22 protein-coding genes and 1 other RNA gene are annotated in these 20,085 nt (G+C 53.1%); 12 read left to right on the top strand and 11 right to left on the bottom strand.

The features are described 5' to 3' along the window. Nucleotides 1-179 precede the first annotated feature (179 nt). A complete protein-coding gene (locus QQF33_RS20450) occupies nucleotides 180-623 on the top strand; it encodes a hypothetical protein (RefSeq protein ID WP_285144730.1) in 444 nt (147 codons plus the stop codon). A gap of 103 nt (nucleotides 624-726) precedes the next feature. After that, nucleotides 727-1,101 carry a hypothetical protein gene (locus QQF33_RS20445; RefSeq protein WP_285144729.1) on the top strand — a complete coding sequence of 125 codons (375 nt, stop codon included), beginning with the start codon at nucleotides 727-729 and terminating at the stop codon, nucleotides 1,099-1,101. A gap of 168 nt (nucleotides 1,102-1,269) precedes the next feature. Here the strand turns inward: QQF33_RS20445 and QQF33_RS25890 are convergent, their stop codons facing one another. Next, nucleotides 1,270-1,473, bottom strand: a complete 204-nt coding sequence (locus QQF33_RS25890) for a SymE family type I addiction module toxin (RefSeq protein ID WP_390888433.1) — start codon at nucleotides 1,471-1,473, stop codon at nucleotides 1,270-1,272. Nucleotides 1,474-1,755: 282 nt separating this feature from the next. Here QQF33_RS25890 and QQF33_RS20435 point away from each other — a divergent pair, with 282 nt between their 5' ends. The 4 genes from QQF33_RS20435 (at nucleotide 1,756) to QQF33_RS20420 (ending at nucleotide 4,182) form a co-directional block, all read left to right on the top strand. Then, on the top strand, nucleotides 1,756-2,034 hold the full coding sequence (locus QQF33_RS20435; protein ID WP_285144728.1) for an mAFB alternative: 279 nt from the start codon (nucleotides 1,756-1,758) through the stop codon (nucleotides 2,032-2,034). Nucleotides 2,035-2,038: 4 nt separating this feature from the next. Beyond that, entirely contained in the window at nucleotides 2,039-2,245 is a 207-nt protein-coding gene (locus tag QQF33_RS20430) for a hypothetical protein (protein ID WP_285144727.1), read from the top strand. Between the two features lie 279 nt (nucleotides 2,246-2,524). Next, a protein-coding gene (locus tag QQF33_RS20425; RefSeq protein ID WP_285144726.1) for an IS3 family transposase occupies nucleotides 2,525-3,675 on the top strand; the annotation gives its coding sequence in 2 pieces (ribosomal slippage) (nucleotides 2,525-2,783 and nucleotides 2,783-3,675; 1,152 coding nt in all). Between the two features lie 129 nt (nucleotides 3,676-3,804). Further along, on the top strand, nucleotides 3,805-4,182 hold the full coding sequence (locus tag QQF33_RS20420) for a hypothetical protein (protein ID WP_285144725.1): 378 nt from the start codon (nucleotides 3,805-3,807) through the stop codon (nucleotides 4,180-4,182). A 29-nt stretch (nucleotides 4,183-4,211) separates the two neighbouring features. Here QQF33_RS20420 and QQF33_RS20415 read toward each other — a convergent pair whose 3' ends face one another. From QQF33_RS20415 to ydiK, 6 genes are all read right to left on the bottom strand, one after another. Beyond that, complete coding sequence (locus tag QQF33_RS20415) at nucleotides 4,212-4,472, bottom strand: hypothetical protein (RefSeq protein WP_285144724.1); 261 nt, start codon at nucleotides 4,470-4,472, stop codon at nucleotides 4,212-4,214. 34 nt (nucleotides 4,473-4,506) lie between these two features. After that, a complete protein-coding gene (locus QQF33_RS20410; protein WP_285144723.1) occupies nucleotides 4,507-4,995 on the bottom strand; it encodes an Hcp family type VI secretion system effector in 489 nt (162 codons plus the stop codon). Nucleotide 4,996: 1 nt separating this feature from the next. Further along, nucleotides 4,997-5,344 carry a putative T6SS immunity periplasmic lipoprotein gene (locus QQF33_RS20405; RefSeq protein ID WP_285144722.1) on the bottom strand — a complete coding sequence of 116 codons (348 nt, stop codon included), beginning with the start codon at nucleotides 5,342-5,344 and terminating at the stop codon, nucleotides 4,997-4,999. Beyond that, nucleotides 5,341-5,895 (bottom strand): type IV secretion protein Rhs, encoded by a 555-nt coding sequence (locus tag QQF33_RS20400; protein WP_285144721.1) that lies wholly within the window; start codon nucleotides 5,893-5,895, stop codon nucleotides 5,341-5,343. The genes QQF33_RS20405 and QQF33_RS20400 overlap by 4 nt, the downstream gene beginning before the upstream one ends. 350 nt (nucleotides 5,896-6,245) lie before the next feature. Beyond that, an RNA gene (gene rprA / locus QQF33_RS20395) (antisense sRNA RprA) lies at nucleotides 6,246-6,353 on the bottom strand. A gap of 176 nt (nucleotides 6,354-6,529) precedes the next feature. Continuing rightward, the gene (gene ydiK / locus QQF33_RS20390) at nucleotides 6,530-7,636 is read right to left on the bottom strand and encodes an AI-2E family transporter YdiK (RefSeq protein WP_282491972.1); all 1,107 of its coding nucleotides are present in this window, start codon (nucleotides 7,634-7,636) and stop codon (nucleotides 6,530-6,532) included. Nucleotides 7,637-7,838: 202 nt separating this feature from the next. Between ydiK and ydiJ the strand changes: the two genes are divergently transcribed. From ydiJ to fdnI, 6 genes are all read left to right on the top strand, one after another. Then, nucleotides 7,839-10,895, top strand: a complete 3,057-nt coding sequence (ydiJ, locus tag QQF33_RS20385; protein ID WP_285158491.1) for a D-2-hydroxyglutarate dehydrogenase YdiJ — start codon at nucleotides 7,839-7,841, stop codon at nucleotides 10,893-10,895. Beyond that, a complete protein-coding gene (gene menI, locus QQF33_RS20380; protein WP_285150190.1) occupies nucleotides 10,892-11,302 on the top strand; it encodes a 1,4-dihydroxy-2-naphthoyl-CoA hydrolase in 411 nt (136 codons plus the stop codon). Before ydiJ ends, menI begins: the two co-directional genes overlap by 4 nt. A 94-nt stretch (nucleotides 11,303-11,396) precedes the next feature. Beyond that, entirely contained in the window at nucleotides 11,397-11,591 is a 195-nt protein-coding gene (locus QQF33_RS20375) for a YdiH family protein (protein ID WP_100780454.1), read from the top strand. 157 nt (nucleotides 11,592-11,748) lie between these two features. Further along, on the top strand, nucleotides 11,749-14,799 hold the full coding sequence (fdnG, locus tag QQF33_RS20370) for a formate dehydrogenase-N subunit alpha (RefSeq protein WP_285158490.1): 3,051 nt from the start codon (nucleotides 11,749-11,751) through the stop codon (nucleotides 14,797-14,799). Between the two features lie 12 nt (nucleotides 14,800-14,811). Next, nucleotides 14,812-15,699, top strand: coding sequence for a formate dehydrogenase subunit beta (fdxH, locus tag QQF33_RS20365; RefSeq protein ID WP_285144717.1), 888 nt, complete (start codon nucleotides 14,812-14,814; stop codon nucleotides 15,697-15,699). After that, nucleotides 15,692-16,324: a formate dehydrogenase-N subunit gamma gene (fdnI, locus tag QQF33_RS20360; protein WP_285144716.1), complete on the top strand. Its 633-nt coding sequence runs from the start codon at nucleotides 15,692-15,694 to the stop codon at nucleotides 16,322-16,324. Before fdxH ends, fdnI begins: the two co-directional genes overlap by 8 nt. Before the next feature lie 91 nt (nucleotides 16,325-16,415). Here the strand turns inward: fdnI and fdhF are convergent, their stop codons facing one another. From fdhF to ycgZ, 4 genes are all read right to left on the bottom strand, one after another. Then, nucleotides 16,416-18,566, bottom strand: a complete 2,151-nt coding sequence (fdhF, locus tag QQF33_RS20355) for a formate dehydrogenase subunit alpha (protein ID WP_285158489.1) — start codon at nucleotides 18,564-18,566, stop codon at nucleotides 16,416-16,418. Nucleotides 18,567-18,790: 224 nt separating this feature from the next. Next, the gene (locus QQF33_RS20350) at nucleotides 18,791-19,069 is read right to left on the bottom strand and encodes a biofilm development regulator YmgB/AriR family protein (RefSeq protein WP_282491965.1); all 279 of its coding nucleotides are present in this window, start codon (nucleotides 19,067-19,069) and stop codon (nucleotides 18,791-18,793) included. A 35-nt stretch (nucleotides 19,070-19,104) separates the two neighbouring features. Next, a complete protein-coding gene (locus tag QQF33_RS20345; RefSeq protein ID WP_285144713.1) occupies nucleotides 19,105-19,422 on the bottom strand; it encodes a hypothetical protein in 318 nt (105 codons plus the stop codon). Nucleotides 19,423-19,592: 170 nt separating this feature from the next. Beyond that, nucleotides 19,593-19,832 (bottom strand): regulatory protein YcgZ, encoded by a 240-nt coding sequence (gene ycgZ, locus QQF33_RS20340; protein ID WP_282491963.1) that lies wholly within the window; start codon nucleotides 19,830-19,832, stop codon nucleotides 19,593-19,595. Between the last annotated feature and the right edge of the window lie 253 nt (nucleotides 19,833-20,085).

Below are 20,085 nucleotides of genomic sequence, written 5' to 3'. Positions count from 1 at the left end.
GACGCCGGGCTTTAGCAACCTGCACAACGAAGCCGATCTCAAAACCCAGCACTAGGGCATCAGCCTGAGCGGCAGTGGCAACACGGAAAGTACTACTGCTAGTGGCGGGAACACAACCTCAACACCGAAAGGTGAGCAGAATAAACTGAGTACAATAAAATGATTAAAGGAAAATAGTAATGAATAAGCTACGTATATCTTTAATCGAAGGTTCGTTACTAGATGATTTTCAGCTGATTGATATTTCAGTTATAAGTAATAGGGGAAGGGAGGCTATTTTTCAAGGGGAAATAGATCTGTCTGAACTAATCAGCTGGCTCATAGAAAATGAACATGAAATTAAGTCGATGGATATACCAATCAACAGAAAAGGTAGTGGGTCATTAGCTAGAAAAATACGACATTTTTATGAAAATATGGATAAGACACATGATGTCGTTGTTGATGCAATGTTTGAATATCGTTCTAATCATTGTCTCCGATTTGCAAGTCGTGGCACTAATTTTCCTGAGATCTATATTGGGAAGTCAAAACATAATTATGAAATATCCCTTTCGGATAATGATAGCGAATGGATGTACTTTATTGATATAGAAGATTTTTTTAATCATCTAAATAACTAGATTCGGCCCCTCCTTAAGAGGTTAGGATTATTTCCTCGGTCATTCGGCAAGTTGTCGGAATTTGATGGAGGAAAGATATGCAAAATGCTGTGAAAGGAAAGTAATGACAAGGTTACTAAATGATTATATAGGCGTTTTTACTCAGCGATCAGAGCATATAAAAAATGCAGTAAATCGGTGTGTCGAATATTGGGCCCCTGAACAAGTGCCGCTAATTTTACTGTTATCAACTGTAGGTAAGGCACTTATAAAACAGTTAGATGTACTTAGCGAGAATGAGAAAACTGTACTATTCCAGCATATAGAAGATGGCATGCGATCTGATGAAGATGAGTTAGCCACCGCCGTAGCAACTGGTTTAGTTGAGTCTCTAGTAACTGCATCAGATGGAAATGATGAGCTATGGAGAGCTATCGAGAGGTATCTTGGTAGGGAATCGAATAAACATGCCGTTGCCTGGAAAAATTTCGGACAATAAATCAAGATCCCGGCCAATTCGTCGGGATCTTTTTATCTGTCCTGATTTGCCGTTACATACAGCGCCCGTCCCTGCGCTTATACACCGGCACATCGGCAGTGTCATTCAGCGCTCCCAGAAACGTCTCCAGCCACTGCACCATTTTCTTGCGGTTGACGGAGGCGACGCTTAATCCCTCGGCGCAGCCCAGAGTTCGCGGATGTTCTGGGCGGTGATAACGATGCAGTCTGGCATCACCCGGATCTTAACGGGCATTCCGTCAGTAAACCCCGCCAGAGCCAGCCACTCACCAAGTAAAAACAGCGCGTAATGGACGGCCCGGCGATAGAATTCACGGTGTGTTGCTGGAACGAATCCTGGAGATGCAGTCAACGACGCGAACCAGACAATGGCTTCGGCCTAGGACAAGAAGCTGAAGGAAATAGGCGGATCTTTAGGCGTAGCCACCCAATGCTCCTTCGGTCGTGCATGTACGTCAGAGGACGATGAGAAACAAAACCAGGCGAATATTGGCAAGGATATGTCTGATGCCGATAAAGCTGAGCTGGGTGGTACGGGTTCAGGAACTCCGGGAGGCTGGGGCCGGAAGATGAGGAAAATGCGAGGAATAATGATCCTCATAGTTCTACTAGTGCAAGAGATCTAAATTCCGAGTTGGTCGGTGAGGAAATAGCCAATGGGCACGCATTCGATAAACATGTTATCGAGCAAAGCGAGTTCAAAGAGTTAGGGATCTCAACTAAAGAGCAGTTTGCTGCTCATATAGAAAAAGTAGTAAAAAATCCAACCTCAAGTAAAAACTTCAGTGGCGGTCGTACAGCATATTGGGATGAACCATCAGGCACTGTTGTCATCCGCAATCCTAAATCGGCAGATGGTGGGACTGCGTTCAGGCCCACTAATGGCAGAGCTTACTATGATAATTTAAGGTGATTTTATGGAATTAGTGAATCTGGAAGGGCGTAGTGCTCTCGTGGCATTAAATGAATCTGAATTGTTGATATTAAATTCGGCTCTTAACGAAATCTGTAATGGCATCGATGTTCAGGAATTTGATACCCGAATAGGTTCTTCTAAAGAGACTGTTGCAGAGCTATTAGGGAAAATCGGCAATGTGTTAGACCAAATAGAATCATCTAACTAAATTATGATCCCGGCCAAGTCACCGGGATCTTTTTATCTGTCACGATCCGTCGCTACTTACAGCGCCCGTCCCCGCGCTTATACACTGGCACATCGGCGGTATCGTTCAGCGTCCCCGGAAACGTCTCTAGCCACTGCACCATCTTATTGCGGTTGTCCGGGCGACGCTTAATTCCTCGGTGCAGCCCCACAGTTCGCGGGTGGAGGTTGAGAATAATGATCTTACCCAGTATTAGTGGACACACGACTAAGTGAGTAAACTCTCAACCAGAGGTGACTCATGACAAAACCAGTATCAACCAGCAAAAAGCCCCGTAAGCAACACACACCTGAATTCCGCCAGGAAGCCCTGAAACTCGCGGAACGTATTGGCGTTGCCGCCGCAGCCCGTGAGCTCAGCCTGTATGAATCTCAACTGTATGCCTGGCGTAGCAAACAGAAACAGCAGCTGACTTCCACCGAACGCGAGAGCGAACTTGCCGCAGAAAATGCCCGCCTTAAACGCCAACTGGCTGAACGTGACGAGGAGCTGGCCATTCTCCAAAAGGCCGCGACATACTTCGCGAAGCGCCTGAAATGAAGTATGTCTTCATCGAAAAGTATCAGGCTGAATTCAGCATTAAAGCCATGTGTCGTGTGCTTCGGGTTGCCCGCAGCGGCTGGTATGCCTGGCGTCTGCGCCGCCATCAGCCCGGTCCGCGCCAGCAGTTCCGGCTCATCTGTGATGCTGCTGTCCGTCAGGCATTCACTGAGGCAAAACAGCGTTATGGTGCGCCTCGTCTCGCTGACGAACTACCGGAGTACAACATCAAAACCATTGCTGCCAGCCTGCGTCGTCAGGGACTGCGGGCGAAAGCCACCCGGAAGTTCAGCCCGGTCAGCTATCGTGCACATGGTCTGCAGGTATCGGAGAATCTGCTGAAGCAGGACTTCAGTGCCGACGGTCCGAACCGGAAGTGGGCAGGTGACATCACGTATCTGCGCACGGACGAAGGCTGGCTCTATCTGGCAGTAGCCATCGACCTGTGGTCACGCGCCGTTATTGGCTGGTCGATGTCGCCACGTATGACGGCGCAACTGGCCTGCGATGCGCTTCAGATGGCGCTGTGGCGGCGTAAACGGCCGCAAAATGTCATCGTTCACACCGACCGTGGCGGCCAGTACTGTTCAGCGGATTATCAGACATTACTGAAACGCCATAATCTACAGGGGAGCATGAGCGCAAAAGGTTGCTGTTATGACAATGCTTGTGTGGAAAACTTCTTTCACTCATTGAAAGTGGAATGTATCCACGGAGAACGTTTTGCCAGCCGGGAAATAATGCGGACGACGGTGTTTAATTATATCGAGTGTGATTACAATCGCTGGCGTCGCCACAGTGCGTGCGGCGGTCTCAGCCCTGAACAATTTGAAAACCAGAATCTCGCTTAGGACTGTGTCCACTTTACGTGGGTAAGATCAAAGGTAAGAAAAGAGATTGAAAAGGAAACGAGGAAACTAGCAGCCATTCAGAAGAAAGAAGATAAAAGGATTGAAAAGAGGAATAAACAGCTTGCTAGATTGAAGAAGGTTGAAGAACGACGATTAGAGAAAGAAAAGATTAAACTAGCTAATGCTCAAAAAAGAGCGATAACAAGAGATGAAAACATTAAAAGAAAAATAGAGGAAGATAAAAATAGAAAGCTTGCATGGGAAATCAAGCTAGCTGAAATTGCTGCTTATGAAGAAGATGCTAAAAGGGAGAAAATTAAAAGCTACACCCCTTTCTATCCTACTGGAGAGAAGAAGATTAAATTCTTAACGTGGGATAAGGTGCATAAATCCTATAGAGTTCAGCGTAAAATAGAACAGAAGCTTTGTAAGTATGGAAAGTTTCGAAACTATGAAGATGCCGTAGCCCGAATAGAAGAATGTGAAACTAACAATTGGTATCAGTGAGAAGAAGCCCCGCTAGGGGCTTTGCTCTATTATAATTTCTTCTGTTTTCTTATCTCTACTAATTCTCTGTGCATTGCTTCCATAAGCCTACGATTTTCTTTCATCCTCTCAAATGGGAAACGGATTATCCTGTATACAATTAAAACGGCTATGATAGCTATTACTAGCAGAACAATGAATAGAATAATACCTCCTATCCACTTTCCTATAGTCCACCACACACTTGCATCTACATCACCACCAAAAACAATCATCACTGCTCTGATAGCAGCATAGAACATTTCAGCCATTTATAATCCCTTACATCCCATCCATTATGAATTGTTATTTCTTCTCTTCCTTCTTCATCCATGAATCCCCGTATTTAATTACCCCTTCTATATAATGCCATTCAATACCCCTAGATCTTAATGAAACAGTTTCAAGCATATTAGGGCTGTTAGAGCCTGGAATGTATGTGTGATTAGCAGAGACGCCCATCACTACAACACTCTCAAGAGTAATTCTATATACTTCACGCTCTATACCAGCTTCATTAATGTCATAATACCTAATCTCTGCTTTCTGTAATCTTCTGCTTTCACAGACACACACAGCTAGATAAGGGCTTGCTTTGTCTATCTGCTTATGAATTACAAAGGGGCTATGCTGTCTTGTTCCTGTCATGCTTCCTGTGTGGCTGTCTACGTTCTGATATACACCATAGCTGCTACTCATTACTTCTATAGCGCCCTCTCTACCTAATGCTTTACACCCTCCATCTACTAACATTCCATTTTCATCGTATAAAAACATATAAGCCGGTAATGACATTTTAATTACTCCCAAAATCTAATAAATGACCATCATTATCAATGATGAAAGAATATTGATAGTTTTCATTATTCAGTGAATAAGTAGCGGAATACAGCACACCCTTTTCTAATTTCACTATGAAGCAGGTGTGAGGATATGAAAGGTTAACATGTTCATCAGCTATTAGCCTCTGATAGGCTTTACCATTGTTTGCAAGTGAGTAGCGTGTTAACACTTCTTCTTTCTTAACAGTGAAGCAGACAGTATCACCATCTATATAGATAGGTTTCCATTCACCAGCCCCTAACTTTTCCCCTCTAGGGCAACCAGCAAGGAGAAGAACAAAGGGAATTAAGATCCTCTTCATTGTGGGAAACTCCCTAACACCCTTTGATATTGGTTCATTAATTCCAATTCAGAAATAGAAGGGTCGTAGTCTCTAAGCTTTATCAGATAGCTATTCCTGAAAAAGCCGTAGGTTTTTAATAGCCAGTAATCACTAACTATACAAGCTTGCTGCTCCATTGAATAATCGCTGAGAGTAGCCTTGTCTAGGCTATAGCTATAATCAGCAGCCCATGAGAAAGCGCCTCTAGTCTTTACCCACATTCCCCTTTGCTTTTGCCATACGTGCATCATTTCGTGAAGAAAGATGTGCTGCTGTCCTATCCTGTCCCTTTTCGGCATTGAAAAATCATCTTCATAGACACCTTCTTGAAACCAGATTTCCCCGTTAGGAGTCATAGCCGTATTGTTATTTTGAAGATTAAAGGGTAGGTAGCTCCCTCTGTGAATCCATACCTGATTGTAATGAATGCTGAAGCCATAGAGAGAACTGGCTAGATTGATTTCACCTAGCTTCATAAGGCGTAGGCCGCCCGTCCCTATGCCTGTATCTTTCACTGTCCAGTCATACATAAACCCTCCTTAGTGAAGGGGCAATGTTAGCATTATCAGCAACAGGATCAATTATTTAGATGATGAATGAATTAGAGGGATTGATAAAGAAAAGCCCCTACAGAGAGGGGCAATTATTACAGAAGAGGAGGAGCGAAAGAGCGCTCTAATTCTGCTGAACGGGAAGTAAAGCAGAGCGCACATTCTACAGGAAAACACGGTCAATACACCTATAAAGAAACAATAATACATACTTCTAATTATGTGAATTATAAGGATATTTTCATCAGAGTATTTTTACGCAAAGACACGATTAATACACAAAGAGTACACTGAGTGCTCACCACATTTTGTAAACCACTGTTTTTAAGCGAAAAAAAAGCCCTTCGTGGGAGAAGGGCAAAGACTACACACAGCAATTCGTTGTTTCACTCAGGGGATTTCCATGCTTATAAATCAATGTGTTGATTCATAACCGTGACTTAATAGTAGGTCATGCGACGTTTTTGCGTCGATCAGATTCGTCTCAATAGTTTAAGAACCATGAAGATTTTGCGAGGTGAATGGCGCAGCGAAGCGGGGTGGGGCTGAGAAAAGTCTTAATACAGATTAGGCGTGCTTAAGTATCAGGCGGGTTACCCCGCCTGTGGTTCAATTACTGCTTATTCTTATCTTCGAGTTCGTGAAGCACCACATCCGGGTCTGTTGCTGGCGGCGGGATCTCATGCACCCACGCGGAGAACAGACGCCAGGTCACGGCGAGTAGCACAGGGCCAATAAACAGCCCGATCATGCCAAAGGCAATCAATCCGCCGATCACGCCGGAGAGAATCAGAATCAGCGGTAAGTCTGCGCCCATGCGGATCAGCATCGGGCGAATCACGTTATCCATGGTGCCCACCACGCAGCTCCACACCAGCAGCACCGTGCCCCAGGTGGTATCGCCGCTCCAGTAGAGCCAGATAATGCAGGGGATTAACACCAGCAACGGCCCGAGTTGCACCAGACAGGTGAGGATCATGATGACGGTGAGAATGGTCGCGTACGGCACGCCGGTAATCGCAAGCCCTAGCCCGCCGAGCACCGCCTGCACCAGCGCGGTCACCACCACACCCAGTGCCACCGCGCGCACGGCTTGTGCCGCCAGCAGCACTGCCGCATCACCGCGACTCCCCGCGAGGCGCGTCGCAAAATGACGCACGCCATGCGCAACTTGTTCACCGCGCCAGTAAAGCAGGGCGCTGAAGAGCAGCATCAGAGTACAGTGCATCATAAAGTGGCCGATATTGGCCGCCTGGGCGATAAACCAGGTGGTCGTCGTGCCGACGTACGGACGCACTTTCGCCATGATTGCGCTGCCGCCCATCTCCAGCAGACTGTGCCAGCCGCTGTAAAGCTTCGCGCCGACCAGCGGAATGCTGTTCAGCCACGCCAGATCCGGCACGGTCATCTCACCGCTGGTGATCCCGCGGATCACCGGTCCGCTGGTGTCGACAAGGCTGTTAATCAGCAGCGCGATGGGAATGATAAAGACCAGGAACAGCAGCAACGTCATGACCAGCACCGCCAGGGTGCGGCGGCCGAACAACAGCTTCTGCAAACGTAAGAGCAGCGGCCAGGTGGCGACAACCACCGTGCCCGCCCATGCAAATCCGAGGATGAACGGACGAACTATCCACAGACACGCAATAATCATGATGGCTAAGAACAGCACCGACAGCAGTATTTGCGCAACGTCCCTGGGCTGACGAGAAGTGACCATAAATGAAATTTACCTTAAATGAAGACCAGACTGTCTGGTCGAAACAGAAAACCGCATCCCTTAATCATTAGTGATTTCAGCGGTTTTTGACAGGCGAATTCTGCCCGTAATTCTGCTGGGCGTATAAGAAAAAAATGTGATACAACAATTCAAAGGCAAGCACAACGCAAACGATAAACAACTCTAATTAGGGTCTTCCGTAATGATCCCATTGATTTCTCAGGCACCCGGCGTCGTTCAGCTGGTGCTGACTTATTTGCAAGCACTGGAGCAGCAGGGTTTTACAGGTGATACCGCCACCAACTATGCCGACAGGCTGACGATGGCGACAGACAACAGTATCTATCAGTTACTTCCCGATGCCGTCGTATTTCCTCGCTCGACCGCCGATGTGGCCCTGCTTTCCCGGCTGGCGGCGCAGGAGCGTTTCGCCTCGCTGGTCTTCACCCCGCGCGGTGGCGGAACCGGCACCAATGGTCAGGCCCTGAATCAGGGCATCATCATTGATATGTCGCGTTACATGAATCGTATCATTGAGATCAACCCGGAAGAGGGCTGGGTACGCGTCGAAGCGGGGGTGATCAAAGATCAGCTCAACCAGTTCCTGAAACCTTACGGCTACTTCTTCGCCCCGGAATTATCCACCAGTAACCGCGCCACCCTGGGCGGGATGATTAACACCGATGCCTCCGGCCAGGGTTCGCTGGTGTACGGCAAAACCTCCGATCACGTGCTCGGCGTGCGTGCGGTACTGCTCGGCGGCGACATTCTCGATACCCAGGCGGTGCCGGTGCAACTGGCCGAAACCCTTGGACAAGATAACACGGCGGTCGGGCGCATCTATCGCAGCGTGCTCGACAGCTGTCGTGACAACCGCCAGCTGATTCTGGATAAATTCCCGAAACTGAACCGCTTCCTGACGGGCTACGATCTGCGCCACGTCTTTAATGACGACCTCAGTGAGTTCGACCTGACCCGCATTCTGACCGGCTCCGAAGGGACGCTGGCCTTTATCACCGAGGCGCGTCTGGATATCACCCGGCTGCCAAAAGTGCGCCGTCTGGTGAACGTCAAATACAACTCCTTCGATGCCGCCCTGCGCAACGCGCCTTTTATGGTCGAGGCGCGCGCCCTGTCGGTGGAAACCGTCGACTCGAAAGTGCTTAATCTGGCGCGAGAAGATATCGTCTGGCACTCAGTCAGCGAGCTGATCACCGACGTGCCGGATAAAGAGATGCTCGGCCTGAACATCGTGGAATTTGCTGGCGATGATGCGGAACTTATCGACTCACAGGTGCAGACGCTCTGCGCCCGTCTCGACGAACTGATCGCGCAGGGCGAGGGCGGCGTGATTGGCTGGCAGCTGTGTAACGATCTCTCAGGCATTGAGCGCATCTACGCGATGCGTAAAAAAGCGGTCGGCCTGCTGGGGAACGCCAAAGGGGCAGCCAAACCGATCCCGTTTGCGGAAGACACCTGCGTGCCGCCGGAACATCTGGCGGATTACATCGTCGAGTTTCGCGCATTACTCGACAGCCACGGCCTGAGCTACGGCATGTTTGGCCACGTCGATGCGGGCGTGCTGCACGTGCGTCCGGCGCTGGATATGTGCGACCCGCAGCAGGAGATGCTGATGAAGCAGATCTCCGACGACGTAGTGGCGCTGACGGCAAAATACGGCGGCCTGCTGTGGGGCGAGCACGGGAAGGGCTTTCGCGCGGAGTACAGCCCGGCGTTCTTCGGCGAGCAGCTGTACGGCGAACTGCGCAAAATCAAAGCCGCGTTTGACCCTAATAACCGTCTTAACCCCGGCAAAATCTGCCCGCCTGCGGGCGTGGACGATCCGATGATGCAGGTCGACGCGATAAAACGCGGCACTTATGACCGACAAATTCCGATTGCCGTGCGCTCATCCTGGCGCGGGGCGATGGAGTGTAACGGCAACGGCCTGTGCTTTAACTTCGACGTGAAAAGCCCGATGTGCCCGTCGATGAAAATCACCAGCAACCGCATCCATTCCCCAAAAGGGCGAGCGACGCTGGTGCGCGAGTGGCTGCGTCTGCTGGCCGATCGCGGCGTCGATCCGCTGAAGCTGGAAAACGATCTGCCGGAAAAACGCGCCAGCCTGCGCACGCTGATCGAACGTTCCAGGAATAGCTGGCATGCCAGTAAAGGCGAGTACGATTTTTCCCACGAAGTGAAAGAGGCGATGTCCGGCTGTCTGGCCTGTAAAGCCTGCTCGACGCAATGCCCGATCAAAATCGACGTGCCGGAGTTCCGCTCGCGCTTCCTGCAGCTGTATCACTCCCGCTATCTGCGCCCGGTGCGCGATCATCTGGTGGCGACGGTCGAAAGCTACGCCCCGCTGATGGCGCGCGCGCCGAAGACCTTCAACTTTTTCATCAACCAGCCGCTGGTGCGCAAGCTTTCCGAAAAACATATCGGGATGGTCGATCTGCCGCTGCTCTCCACGCCGTCACTGCAGCGTCAGCTGGTCGGCCACCGTTCGGCCAATATGACCCTGGAACAGCTCGAGTCCCTGAGCGACGAGCAAAAAGCCAAAACCGTGCTGGTGGTGCAGGACCCGTTCACCAGCTATTACGACGCGCAGGTGGTGGCCGATTTTGTCCGTCTGGTGGAGCGCGTCGGCTATCAGCCGGTGGTCCTGCCATTCTCGCCGAACGGCAAGGCGCAGCACATCAAAGGCTTCCTGAATCGCTTTGCGAAAACGGCGCAGAAAACGTCGGACTTTTTGAACCGCATCGCGCAGCTGGGCATGCCGATGGTGGGCGTCGATCCGGCGCTGGTGCTCTGTTATCGCGATGAGTACAAACAGACGCTGGGCGACAAGCGCGGGGATTTCAGCGTGATGCTGGTGCATGAATGGCTGCCAGCCGCGCTGCAATCTGCGGCGGCGAAAGAGGTGAGCGGCGAAGCCTGGTATCTGTTCGGACACTGTACGGAAGTGACGGCGCTGCCGGGTGCACCGGCGCAATGGGCGTCTATTTTTGCGCGCTTTGGCGCGAAGCTGGAAAACGTCAGCGTCGGCTGCTGCGGGATGGCCGGGACCTACGGCCACGAAGTGAAAAACCACGCTAACTCGCTGGGGATCTACGAATTGTCATGGCATCAGGCGATGCAACGTCTGCCGCGCAACCGCTGTCTGGCAACAGGCTATTCCTGTCGCAGCCAGGTGAAACGCGTGGAAGGCAGCGGCGTTCGCCATCCACTGCAGGCATTACTGGAGATTATGGGATGATCTGGAAACGTACCGCATCGCTTGAGGCGCTCAACGCCATGGGCGAGGGGAATATGGTCGGTTTGCTCGATATTCAGTTTACGCGCATCGGTGAAAACGACCTCGAAGCCACTATGCCGGTGGACAGCCGCACGCATCAGCCGTTTGGCCTGCTGCACGGCGGTGCCTCGGTGGTGCTGGCGGAAACGCTGGGCTCGGTGGCGGGCTATCTCTGTACCGAGGGCGAGCAAAAAGTGGTGGGGCTGGAGGTCAATGCCAACCACATTCGTTCCGTGCGCAGCGGGCGCGTGCGCGGAGTGTGTCGTGCGCTGCACGCAGGCAGTCGCCATCAGGTGTGGCAGATCGACATTTTCGACGAGCAGGAACGACTGTGCTGCTCGTCGCGACTCACCACGGCGGTGGTTTAAATAAAGGTAAACATCTGAGAGGAATTGTCTTTGGTCAAAAATTGGTCAGTCAGACGTGCTATACTGGTCAGGTTTTGTACATAGAGAGGATGTTATGGATACCGAAATGAGCCCCACCCAACTGGCAGTAGAGTTTTTACGTCGCGATAAGAGCAATTTGTCCCCGGCGCAGTACCTGAAAAAGCTGAAACAGCTTGAACTGGAGTTTGCCGACCTGCTCGCGCTCTCTTCCAACGAACTGAAAGAAGAGATCTACTTTGCCTGGCGGTTAGGCGTTCACGTCCATTAATCTCCCGCTTGTTGAAAAGGCCGCTAATGCGGCCTTTTTTGTTTTTGTCCTTTGTGAGTTCATGGTCTTATAACCACAAATGGATAATGGTTTCTGAATTCTAATAACCCTATAATCTCCATCCCTTTTCGAGTCTTAAGTTTAAGCTGGAGGATAAATGGAGCTTAGCCGGAGGCAGTTCTTTAAGATCTGCGCGGGCGGTATGGCAGGAACCACTGTTGCATCTCTCGGATTTTTATCATCATTTTCTGCGCACGCAGAAGCCCGTCAATACAAACTCTTAAAAGCAAAAGAGACGCGTAATAACTGTACGTACTGCTCAGTTGGCTGCGGCATGCTGATGTACAGCCTCGGCGACACCGCCAAAAACGTCACAGAAAGTATCTATCACGTCGAAGGCGATCCGGATCATCCGGTCAGCCGCGGTTCCCTGTGTCCGAAAGGGGCCGGAGTGCTGGATTATATCCACAGCGACAACCGTCTGCTCTATCCCGAATACCGCGCGCCCGGCTCTGACAAGTGGCAGCGCATCTCCTGGGATGACGCCATCGAACGCATCGCCCGGCTGATGAAAGCGGATCGCGACGCCAACTTTATCGAGAAAAACGCCCAGGGTCTGACGGTCAACCGCTGGACCACCACCGGCATGCTCTGCTCTTCGGCGGCCAGCAATGAAACCGGGATTCTCGACGGCAAATTTGCCCGCGCGCTGGGGATGGTGGCCATCGACTGCCAGGCGCGTCTGTGCCATGGCCCGACCGTCGCCGCGCTGGCCCCGACCTTCGGACGCGGGGCAATGACCAACAACTGGGTCGATATTAAAAATGCCAACGTGGTGCTGATCATGGGTGGCAACGCCGCCGAAGCGCACCCGGTCGGCTTCAAATGGGTGATCGAAGCGCAGACCAAAAACGATGCGACCGTAGTTGTGGTGGATCCGCGCTTTAACCGCAGCGCTGCCGTGGCGGATCTGTATGCCCCGATCCGCGCCGGATCTGACACCGCCTTCTTGCTCGGTGCCATCCGCTATCTGATCGAACATGACGCCATCCAGCACGAATACGTGCGCGCCTACACCAACGCCAGCCTGATTATTCGCGACGACTATGCTTTCGATGACGGGCTGTTCAGCGGGTACGACGCCGAAAAACGTCAGTACGACAAATCGAGCTGGTTCTATCAGCTGGACGAGCAGGGGCATGCCCTGCGTGACGATACCCTGAGCCATCCGCGCTGCGTCTGGAACTTACTCAAAGCGCACGTCGATCGCTACACGCCGGAGATGGTCAACCGTCTCTGCGGCACCTCGCTGGAAGATTTCAACCGCATCTGCGAGATCCTCGCCAGCACCAGCGTGCCGAATCGCACGGCGACCATTTTGTACGCTCTCGGCTGGACGCACCACTCGGCCGGGGCGCAGATCATCCGCGCGGCGGGGATGCTGCAACTCCTGCTCGGGAATATCGGGATGGCGGGCGGCGGGGTGAATGCCCTGCGCGGTCACTCCAATATTCAGGGCTATACGGATCTCGGCCTGCTCTCCACCAATCTGCCCGGCTACATGCCGCTGCCGTCGGAAAAACAGCAGGATTATCAGACCTATATCTCGCAAATCACGCCGCCATCCCTGGGCCTCAATGAGGTCAACTACTGGCAAAACACGCCGAAATTCTTTGTCAGCATGATGAAAAGTTTCTGGGGCGATCGCGCCACGGCGGAGAACAACTGGGGCTACGACTGGCTGCCGAAGTGGGATCGTCTGTATGACGTGATGACCCAGGCGAAGCTGATGCTCGACGGCAAAATCAACGGTTACATCGTGCAGGGCTTCAACCCGCTGGCGGCGTTCCCGGACAAGAACAAATCGGCGCGCGCGCTGGCGAAACTCAAGTACATGGTGGTGATCGACCCGCTGGTGACCGAGTCCTCGACCTTCTGGCAGCACCACGGCGAGATGAACGACGTCGATCCGAAAGAGATCCAGACCGAAGTGTTCCGCCTGCCATCGTCCTGCTTTGCAGAAGAGGACGGCTCGATCGCCAACTCGGGCCGCTGGCTGCAGTGGCACTGGGCGGCGGCAGAACCACCGGGCGAGGCGATGCACGACGGCAAAATCCTCGGGCGTCTGTTTACGCGTCTGCGTGAACTTTATCAGCAGGAGGGCGGCGCAAACCCTGAGCCGGTGCTGAACATGTCGTGGAATTACAAAAATCCGCGCGACCCGCACCCGGAGGAGATCGCCCGCGAAGCCAACGGCATGGCGCTCGCCGATCTGTATGACGACAAAGGCCAGCTGGTTGCTAAAAAAGGGCAGCAGCTCAGCAGCTTTGCGCAGCTGCGCGACGACGGCTCGACCAGCAGCTTCTGCTGGGTCTACTGCGGAAGCTGGACCGAGCAGGGCAACCAGATGGCGAATCGCGACAACAGCGATCCTTACGGCCTGGGCTGTACGCCGGGCTGGGCGTGGTCGTGGCCTGCGAACCGTCGCATTCTCTATAACCGCGCGTCGGCGGATGTCGCCGGAAAACCATGGGACCCGGAACGTGCCCTGCTGCACTGGGACGGGAAAAAATGGGCGGGTATGGACGTGGCGGATTACAACGCCTCGGCGCCGGGCACGAACGTTGGGCCGTTTATCATGAACCCGGAAGGGGTGGCGCGTCTGTTCTCCATCGACAAGATGAACGACGGCCCGTTCCCGGAGCATTACGAACCGCTTGAATCACCGATTGGCACTAACCCGCTGCATCCGAATGTGATCTCCAGCCCGGTGGCGCGCGTGTTCAGGGAAGATGTCGCCAATATGGGCAAAGCGGCTGACTTCCCGTATGTCGCCACGACTTACTCGATCACAGAACTGTTCCGCCACTGGACCAAACATGCGCGGCTCAACGCCATCGCCCAGCCGGATCAGTTTATCGAGATGGGGGAAGCGCTGGCGCTGCAGAAGGGCATTGTCGCCGGGGACGTGGTGAAAGTGACCTCGAAACGCGGGTATATCAAAGCCAAAGCGGTGGTCACCAAACGCCTGCAAACCCTGACCATTGATGGGCGTCAGATCGACACCATTGGCATCCCGTGTCACTGGGGTTTTGAAGGGACCACGCGCAAAGGGTTCCTTGCCAATACGCTGACACCGTCCGTTGGTGACGCCAACTCGCAAACGCCGGAATACAAAGCGTTTTTAGCCAATATCGAGAAGGCGTAAGGGAGGCCGCGTATGTCTATGCAATCACAAGATATTATCAAACGTTCGGCCACCAACGTCATGACCCCCCCGCCGCAGGCGCGGGATTTTAAAGCGGAAGTGGCGAAGCTTATCGACGTTTCAACCTGCATCGGCTGCAAAGGCTGTCAGGTGGCGTGCTCGGAGTGGAATGATATTCGCGACGAGGTCGGCGTGTGCGAGGGCGTCTATGACAACCCGATGGATTTGAGTGCCAAATCCTGGACGGTGATGCGCTTTAGCGAAACCACGCAGAACAACAAACTGGAGTGGCTGATCCGCAAGGACGGCTGCATGCACTGCGCGGAGCCGGGCTGCCTGAAAGCGTGCCCGTCCGCCGGGGCAATCATCCAGTACGCCAACGGGATTGTCGATTTTCAGTCTGAACACTGCATCGGCTGCGGATACTGCATTGCCGGGTGTCCGTTCAATATTCCGCGTCTCAATCCTGACGACAACCGGGTCTACAAATGCACCCTGTGCGTGGATCGCGTCAGCGTCGGCCAGGAGCCGGCCTGCGTCAAAACCTGCCCGACCGGCGCGATTCATTTCGGCACCAAAAAAGAGATGCTGGAGCTGGGCGAATCGCGCGTGATGCAGCTGAAAAAACGCGGCTACGCGCAGGCGGGGGTCTATAACCCGCAGGGCGTGGGCGGGACGCACGTGATGTACGTCCTGCATCACGCCGACCAGCCGGCGCTGTACCACAACCTGCCGACGGATCCGAAGATCGATCTGCCGGTGAATCTGTGGAAGGGGATCCTCAAGCCGCTCTCCGCCGCCGGGTTTATCGCCACCTTCGCGGGGCTGATTTACCACTACATCGGCGTAGGGCCAAACAAGGAGACGGACGACGACGAAGAGGAGAATCCGCATGAGTAAGAGCAAAATGATCCTGCGCACGAAGTTTATCGACCGCGCCTGTCACTGGACGGTGGTGATCTGCTTCTTCCTGGTGTCGTTATCCGGTATTGCGCTCTTTTTCCCGACCCTCCAGTGGCTGACGGAAACCTTCGGCACACCGCAGATGGGGCGTATCCTGCACCCGTTTTTCGGCGTGCTGATCTTTTTTGCGCTGATGTTTATGTTTGTCCGTTTTGTGCATCACAATATCCCGGATAAACAGGATCTGCCGTGGATCAAGGGTATCGTGGAGGTGCTGAAAGGCAACGAGCATAAGGTGGCGGACGTCGGGAAATACAACGCCGGGCAGAAGATGATGTTCTGGTCGATCATGAGCCTGATTTTCGTCCTGCTGGCGACGGGAGTGATCATCTGGCGGCCTTACTTTACCCACTACTTCCCGATCTGGCTGGTGCGCTGGAGCCTGCTCATTCACGCCACGGCGGCGATTGTGCTGATCCACGCCATCCTGATTCATATCTATATGGCGTTCTGGGTGAAGGGATCGATAACCGGCATGATCGAAGGGAAGGTGAGCCGTCGCTGGGCGAAGAAACATCACCCGCGCTGGTATCGTGAGGTCGAGGCGAAAGAGGACGAGTAAACGGGGTTGCCGGGTGGCGGCTGCGCCTTACCCGGCCTACGGTTGAGGTGTTTGTAGGCCCGATAAGCGTAGCGCCATCGGGCTTTTTTCGTTACACGTTCACCGCATCAATCAACCGGGTTTTCATCGACTGATACGCCGATGCGGCATAATCTTCCGCCCAGCGCTGATCGTCGATCGCCTCCAGCTGCACCGCGCAATATTTAGTTTCCGGCGTTTTTGACGTCGGGTCGAGATTGTCCTGCGTCAGCTCGTTACAGGCTCCAATCCACCACTGATACGTCATATACACCGCGCCCTCGTTAATGCGCTCGCTGATGTTCGCCCGGGTGATCACCTTCCCGCGACGCGAACGCACCCACACCAGCTGTCCGTCCGATACGCCAAGCGCCGCAGCGTCCGCCGGATTCATCTGCACGCGACCCGGTTCATCCGCCAGGCTTTGCAGCGCGGCGCAGTTACCGGTCATCGAACGACACGAATAGTGGCCGACTTCGCGCACCGTACACAGCACCAGCGGATACTCCGCGTCCGGCACTTCCGCAGGCGCGCGCCACGGGGCGGCAAACAGCTGGCCTTTGCAATTCGGCGTGTCGAACTGATTGTCTTTGTACAGGTAGGGCGTACCGGGATGATCCAGCGTCGGACACGGCCACTGAACGTGACCCATTTCGCCCATTTTTTCGTATGTTACGCCGAAGAACAGCGGGCACAGCTCGCGCATTTCATCCCAGATTTGCTGGTTAGAGTCGTAATGCATCGGATAGCCCATCGCGCTGGCGAGCAGGCTGATGATCTCCCAGTCGCGCTTCACGTTCCCGCTGGCCTCGATCGCTTTGCCGAAGCGCTGGAAGCCGCGATCCGCGCAGGTGAACACACCGCCGTGCTCGCCCCAGGAGGTGGCTGGCAGCAACACATCCGCCACTTCGGCGGTTTTGGTCATAAAGATGTCCTGCACCACCACGAAGTCGAGCGCCTCAAAGCCGCGGCGCACCAGGCCCAGGTCCGCTTCGGTCTGGAGCGGATCTTCCCCCATGATGTAATAAGCTTTGATTTTGCCTTCCAGCGCCAGGTGTGGCACTTCGGTGATCCGCGTCCCGACCTGGTCATCCATGTCGTTGACGTTAATGCCCCAGGCCTCGGCGAACTTCGCGCGCACGGCGGCGTCGGTCACCTCCTGGTAGCCCGGGAACATGTTCGGCAGCACGCCCATATCGCACGCGCCCTGGACGTTATTTTGTCCGCGAACCGGGCCGACGCCGACGGCAGGACGGCCAAGATTGCCGGTCAGCAGCGCCAGGCTGGAAAGGCCTTTCACCACGTCGACGGCCTGACCAAACTGCGTCACGCCCATACCCCACATCACCGTCGCGGACGGCGCGGCGGCGAAAGTGCGCATCGCCTGACGCACATCGCGCGCCGGAATGCCGGTCAGATGCTCGACCTTCTCAGGCGCGTAATCCTTGACGATCTGGCGATAGGTCTCGAGGCCGTCGGTGAAGCGCGCGACGTAGTTTTTGTCGTACAGCTCCTCCTCCAGCAGCACGTAGCCAAAGGCATTGATCAACGCCATGTTGCTGCCGTTATTGAGCTGTAGATGCTGATCGGCGATGCGGGCGGTTTCGATGCGACGCGGATCGCAAACGATGATCTTCGCGCCGTTCTGCCTGGCCTTGATCACTCGACGGGCGACGATCGGGTGAGAATCCGCGCAGTTGTAGCCAAACACCAGCAGGCACTTTGAGTTCTCGATATCGTTAATCGAATTACTCATCGCCCCGTTGCCGAGTGTCTCCTGCAAACCGGCCACCGACGGGCCGTGGCAGACGCGGGCGCAGCAGTCCACGTTATTGGTGTTGAGCACGCCGCGGGCGAATTTCTGCATCACGTAGTTGGTTTCGTTACCCGTACCGCGTGACGAGCCGGTGGTCATAATCGAGCGCGGACCATACTGCTCTTTGATGGCTTTCAGCTTGCTGGCGGTGTAGCGGATCGCTTCGTCCCAGGTGACAGGGGTGAATTTGTCGCCTTTGTTGTAGCGGATCATCGGTTGGGTGAGGCGAGGGGTGAGCAGACGGGTATCGTTGAGGAAGTCCCAGCCGTAAAAGCCTTTCAGACACAGGGTGCCCTGGTTGGTGACGCCGCCGGCGGCTTCGGCACGAATGATGCGGTTGTTCTCAACCACGAGATTTAATTTACAGCCTGCGCCACAGTAGGGGCAGACGCTTGGGATTTTTTTCATCAATAACAGACCTGTTAAGAGTTGAACGAGCGTCATCTGACAGACCGTTAAAGCAGGTTCTGTGCCAGAATTTCATTTCGTTGATTTAACAGGGATTACTGATTTTTAAGGACCGGGCTCGACATGACATTCGACATTAGTGTCGACAAAATGAGAAGGCCAGTGAGAAAACCGCAGCAAGGGCGATACTCTCTTCTGGCCTCCTGTATAGCAAAAATCGCGTCTTAAATATCGTCCATGGTATAGCCGACGACGATTTCGAGGGTTTTGCGGATCACATCGCCCATCACCACGTCGTCGGTGGATTCGAGGGCATTAATCAGCCACAGGATAATGGCTTTATTGGTCAGATGCCCTTCGGAGGCCATGATACAGCTCACCGCAGAAGCAAAAAGGGCAGACTCTTCAGCCAGTCTATCGCCCGCATTACGGAAATACTCAGACAGAGGATTATCACTAAAACCAGCGTACATAGCGGGTTGAACTTGAATATTTTGTCTCATTTATTCTCACCGTAAGGGTTATTGATCGGTTGCTGTTAATGAATGTTTTTTGAACCGCCGGGCTTACCATCGCCAAACAGCGGGAAAACATTATCGTTTTGCTCACTTTTTAGACCGTTCAGATCCCTCTGAGGACGGGCTCTCTTACGTTGGGCAAACGGCGTACCGCTGGCGTTGATTTCGCCGATCACCGCCGCGAGGGCTTCGCGACGGCGAGGGTCGGCCTCACTCGCCTCCATGTCCCGCAATCGCCGCAAAAGCGATTGCTTGCTGACAGGGCCGTGCTCTTTCAAAAGAGATAAAACCGCCTCTCCAATTAATTCATCTATTAGTTGCTCTGTTTCACTTCTCATAACTGCATCTCTGATTGCCGCTGGGTGATGTTACACCGTGCGGCATTAAGTCAGATCCCCTCGCGAGGGGGTCTGCTGAAGATTGCCAGGTCTTTCAGTGCCTGCAACGTTCCTTCGTCAGAATTGCCTTAAAAACCAGGTGATCTGCTCAATGGGTTTGCTATTGGATCTTAGCGATCAAATAGCAAACCAATCAGGGTGTGGTAGTGGCTCTCTTCTTCCGGGCCAGACGCCGTGTCGAGGCGGCTAAGCAGCTTGGTGCACAGGGTCTTGCGATTCAGATTACGGCCATCGCTCAGGATCTCCACCACGATCTGACCGAGGGTTTCCTGCTGCGTCGGTAGCGCGGCTTTCTCAAAATACTGGACAATCGCATTGGCGCTGTCGGGAATGTAGCTGTTCTGACGCATGTATCACTCCTGTAAAATTAAGTAGTCAGCTAAGTTACAATTTAAGTTATACGTTTTTTAAAAAGTTGTACATTTCTGATGTACAGTTTTTTAGGTTAATTTTGATCAAAAAGTGCTATTCGTTGTTTATCAGTGGGTTATTGGCGATGGCTGTTGATATCAGTACAGAATATATTGTACAAGATGTTTCATTCTGAAAATCTGTCCGATCGAAGAGGACGGATAGCCGATAGCGGCTAAACTGATTGTGATG

Origin of the sequence: Lelliottia wanjuensis (assembly GCF_030238365.1) — a bacterium.
In the GTDB taxonomy this organism is placed as follows: domain Bacteria; phylum Pseudomonadota; class Gammaproteobacteria; order Enterobacterales; family Enterobacteriaceae; genus Enterobacter; species Enterobacter wanjuensis.
Note: the sequence above shows the minus strand (reverse complement) of the source record. Positions and strands in the feature narration are given on the sequence as shown.

What these genes read in the sequence shown, in the direction of transcription:
- QQF33_RS20415 (WP_285144724.1), bottom strand. Translation starts at nt 4,472, where the DNA reads ATGGCTGAAATGTTCTATGCTGCTATCAGAGCAGTGATGATTGTTTTT.
- QQF33_RS20410 (WP_285144723.1), bottom strand. Translation starts at nt 4,995, where the DNA reads ATGTCATTACCGGCTTATATGTTTTTATACGATGAAAATGGAATGTTA.
- fdnG (WP_285158490.1), top strand. Translation starts at nt 11,749, where the DNA reads ATGGAGCTTAGCCGGAGGCAGTTCTTTAAGATCTGCGCGGGCGGTATG.
- QQF33_RS20345 (WP_285144713.1), bottom strand. Translation starts at nt 19,422, where the DNA reads ATGAGAAGTGAAACAGAGCAACTAATAGATGAATTAATTGGAGAGGCG.
- fdxH (WP_285144717.1), top strand. Translation starts at nt 14,812, where the DNA reads ATGTCTATGCAATCACAAGATATTATCAAACGTTCGGCCACCAACGTC.
- QQF33_RS20430 (WP_285144727.1), top strand. Translation starts at nt 2,039, where the DNA reads ATGGAATTAGTGAATCTGGAAGGGCGTAGTGCTCTCGTGGCATTAAAT.
- QQF33_RS20405 (WP_285144722.1), bottom strand. Translation starts at nt 5,344, where the DNA reads ATGAAGAGGATCTTAATTCCCTTTGTTCTTCTCCTTGCTGGTTGCCCT.
- QQF33_RS20450 (WP_285144730.1), top strand. Translation starts at nt 180, where the DNA reads ATGAATAAGCTACGTATATCTTTAATCGAAGGTTCGTTACTAGATGAT.
- QQF33_RS20375 (WP_100780454.1), top strand. Translation starts at nt 11,397, where the DNA reads ATGGATACCGAAATGAGCCCCACCCAACTGGCAGTAGAGTTTTTACGT.
- menI (WP_285150190.1), top strand. Translation starts at nt 10,892, where the DNA reads ATGATCTGGAAACGTACCGCATCGCTTGAGGCGCTCAACGCCATGGGC.
- fdhF (WP_285158489.1), bottom strand. Translation starts at nt 18,566, where the DNA reads ATGAAAAAAATCCCAAGCGTCTGCCCCTACTGTGGCGCAGGCTGTAAA.
- ydiK (WP_282491972.1), bottom strand. Translation starts at nt 7,636, where the DNA reads ATGGTCACTTCTCGTCAGCCCAGGGACGTTGCGCAAATACTGCTGTCG.
- QQF33_RS20400 (WP_285144721.1), bottom strand. Translation starts at nt 5,895, where the DNA reads ATGTATGACTGGACAGTGAAAGATACAGGCATAGGGACGGGCGGCCTA.
- QQF33_RS20350 (WP_282491965.1), bottom strand. Translation starts at nt 19,069, where the DNA reads ATGAGACAAAATATTCAAGTTCAACCCGCTATGTACGCTGGTTTTAGT.
- ycgZ (WP_282491963.1), bottom strand. Translation starts at nt 19,832, where the DNA reads ATGCGTCAGAACAGCTACATTCCCGACAGCGCCAATGCGATTGTCCAG.
- ydiJ (WP_285158491.1), top strand. Translation starts at nt 7,839, where the DNA reads ATGATCCCATTGATTTCTCAGGCACCCGGCGTCGTTCAGCTGGTGCTG.
- fdnI (WP_285144716.1), top strand. Translation starts at nt 15,692, where the DNA reads ATGAGTAAGAGCAAAATGATCCTGCGCACGAAGTTTATCGACCGCGCC.
- QQF33_RS20445 (WP_285144729.1), top strand. Translation starts at nt 727, where the DNA reads ATGACAAGGTTACTAAATGATTATATAGGCGTTTTTACTCAGCGATCA.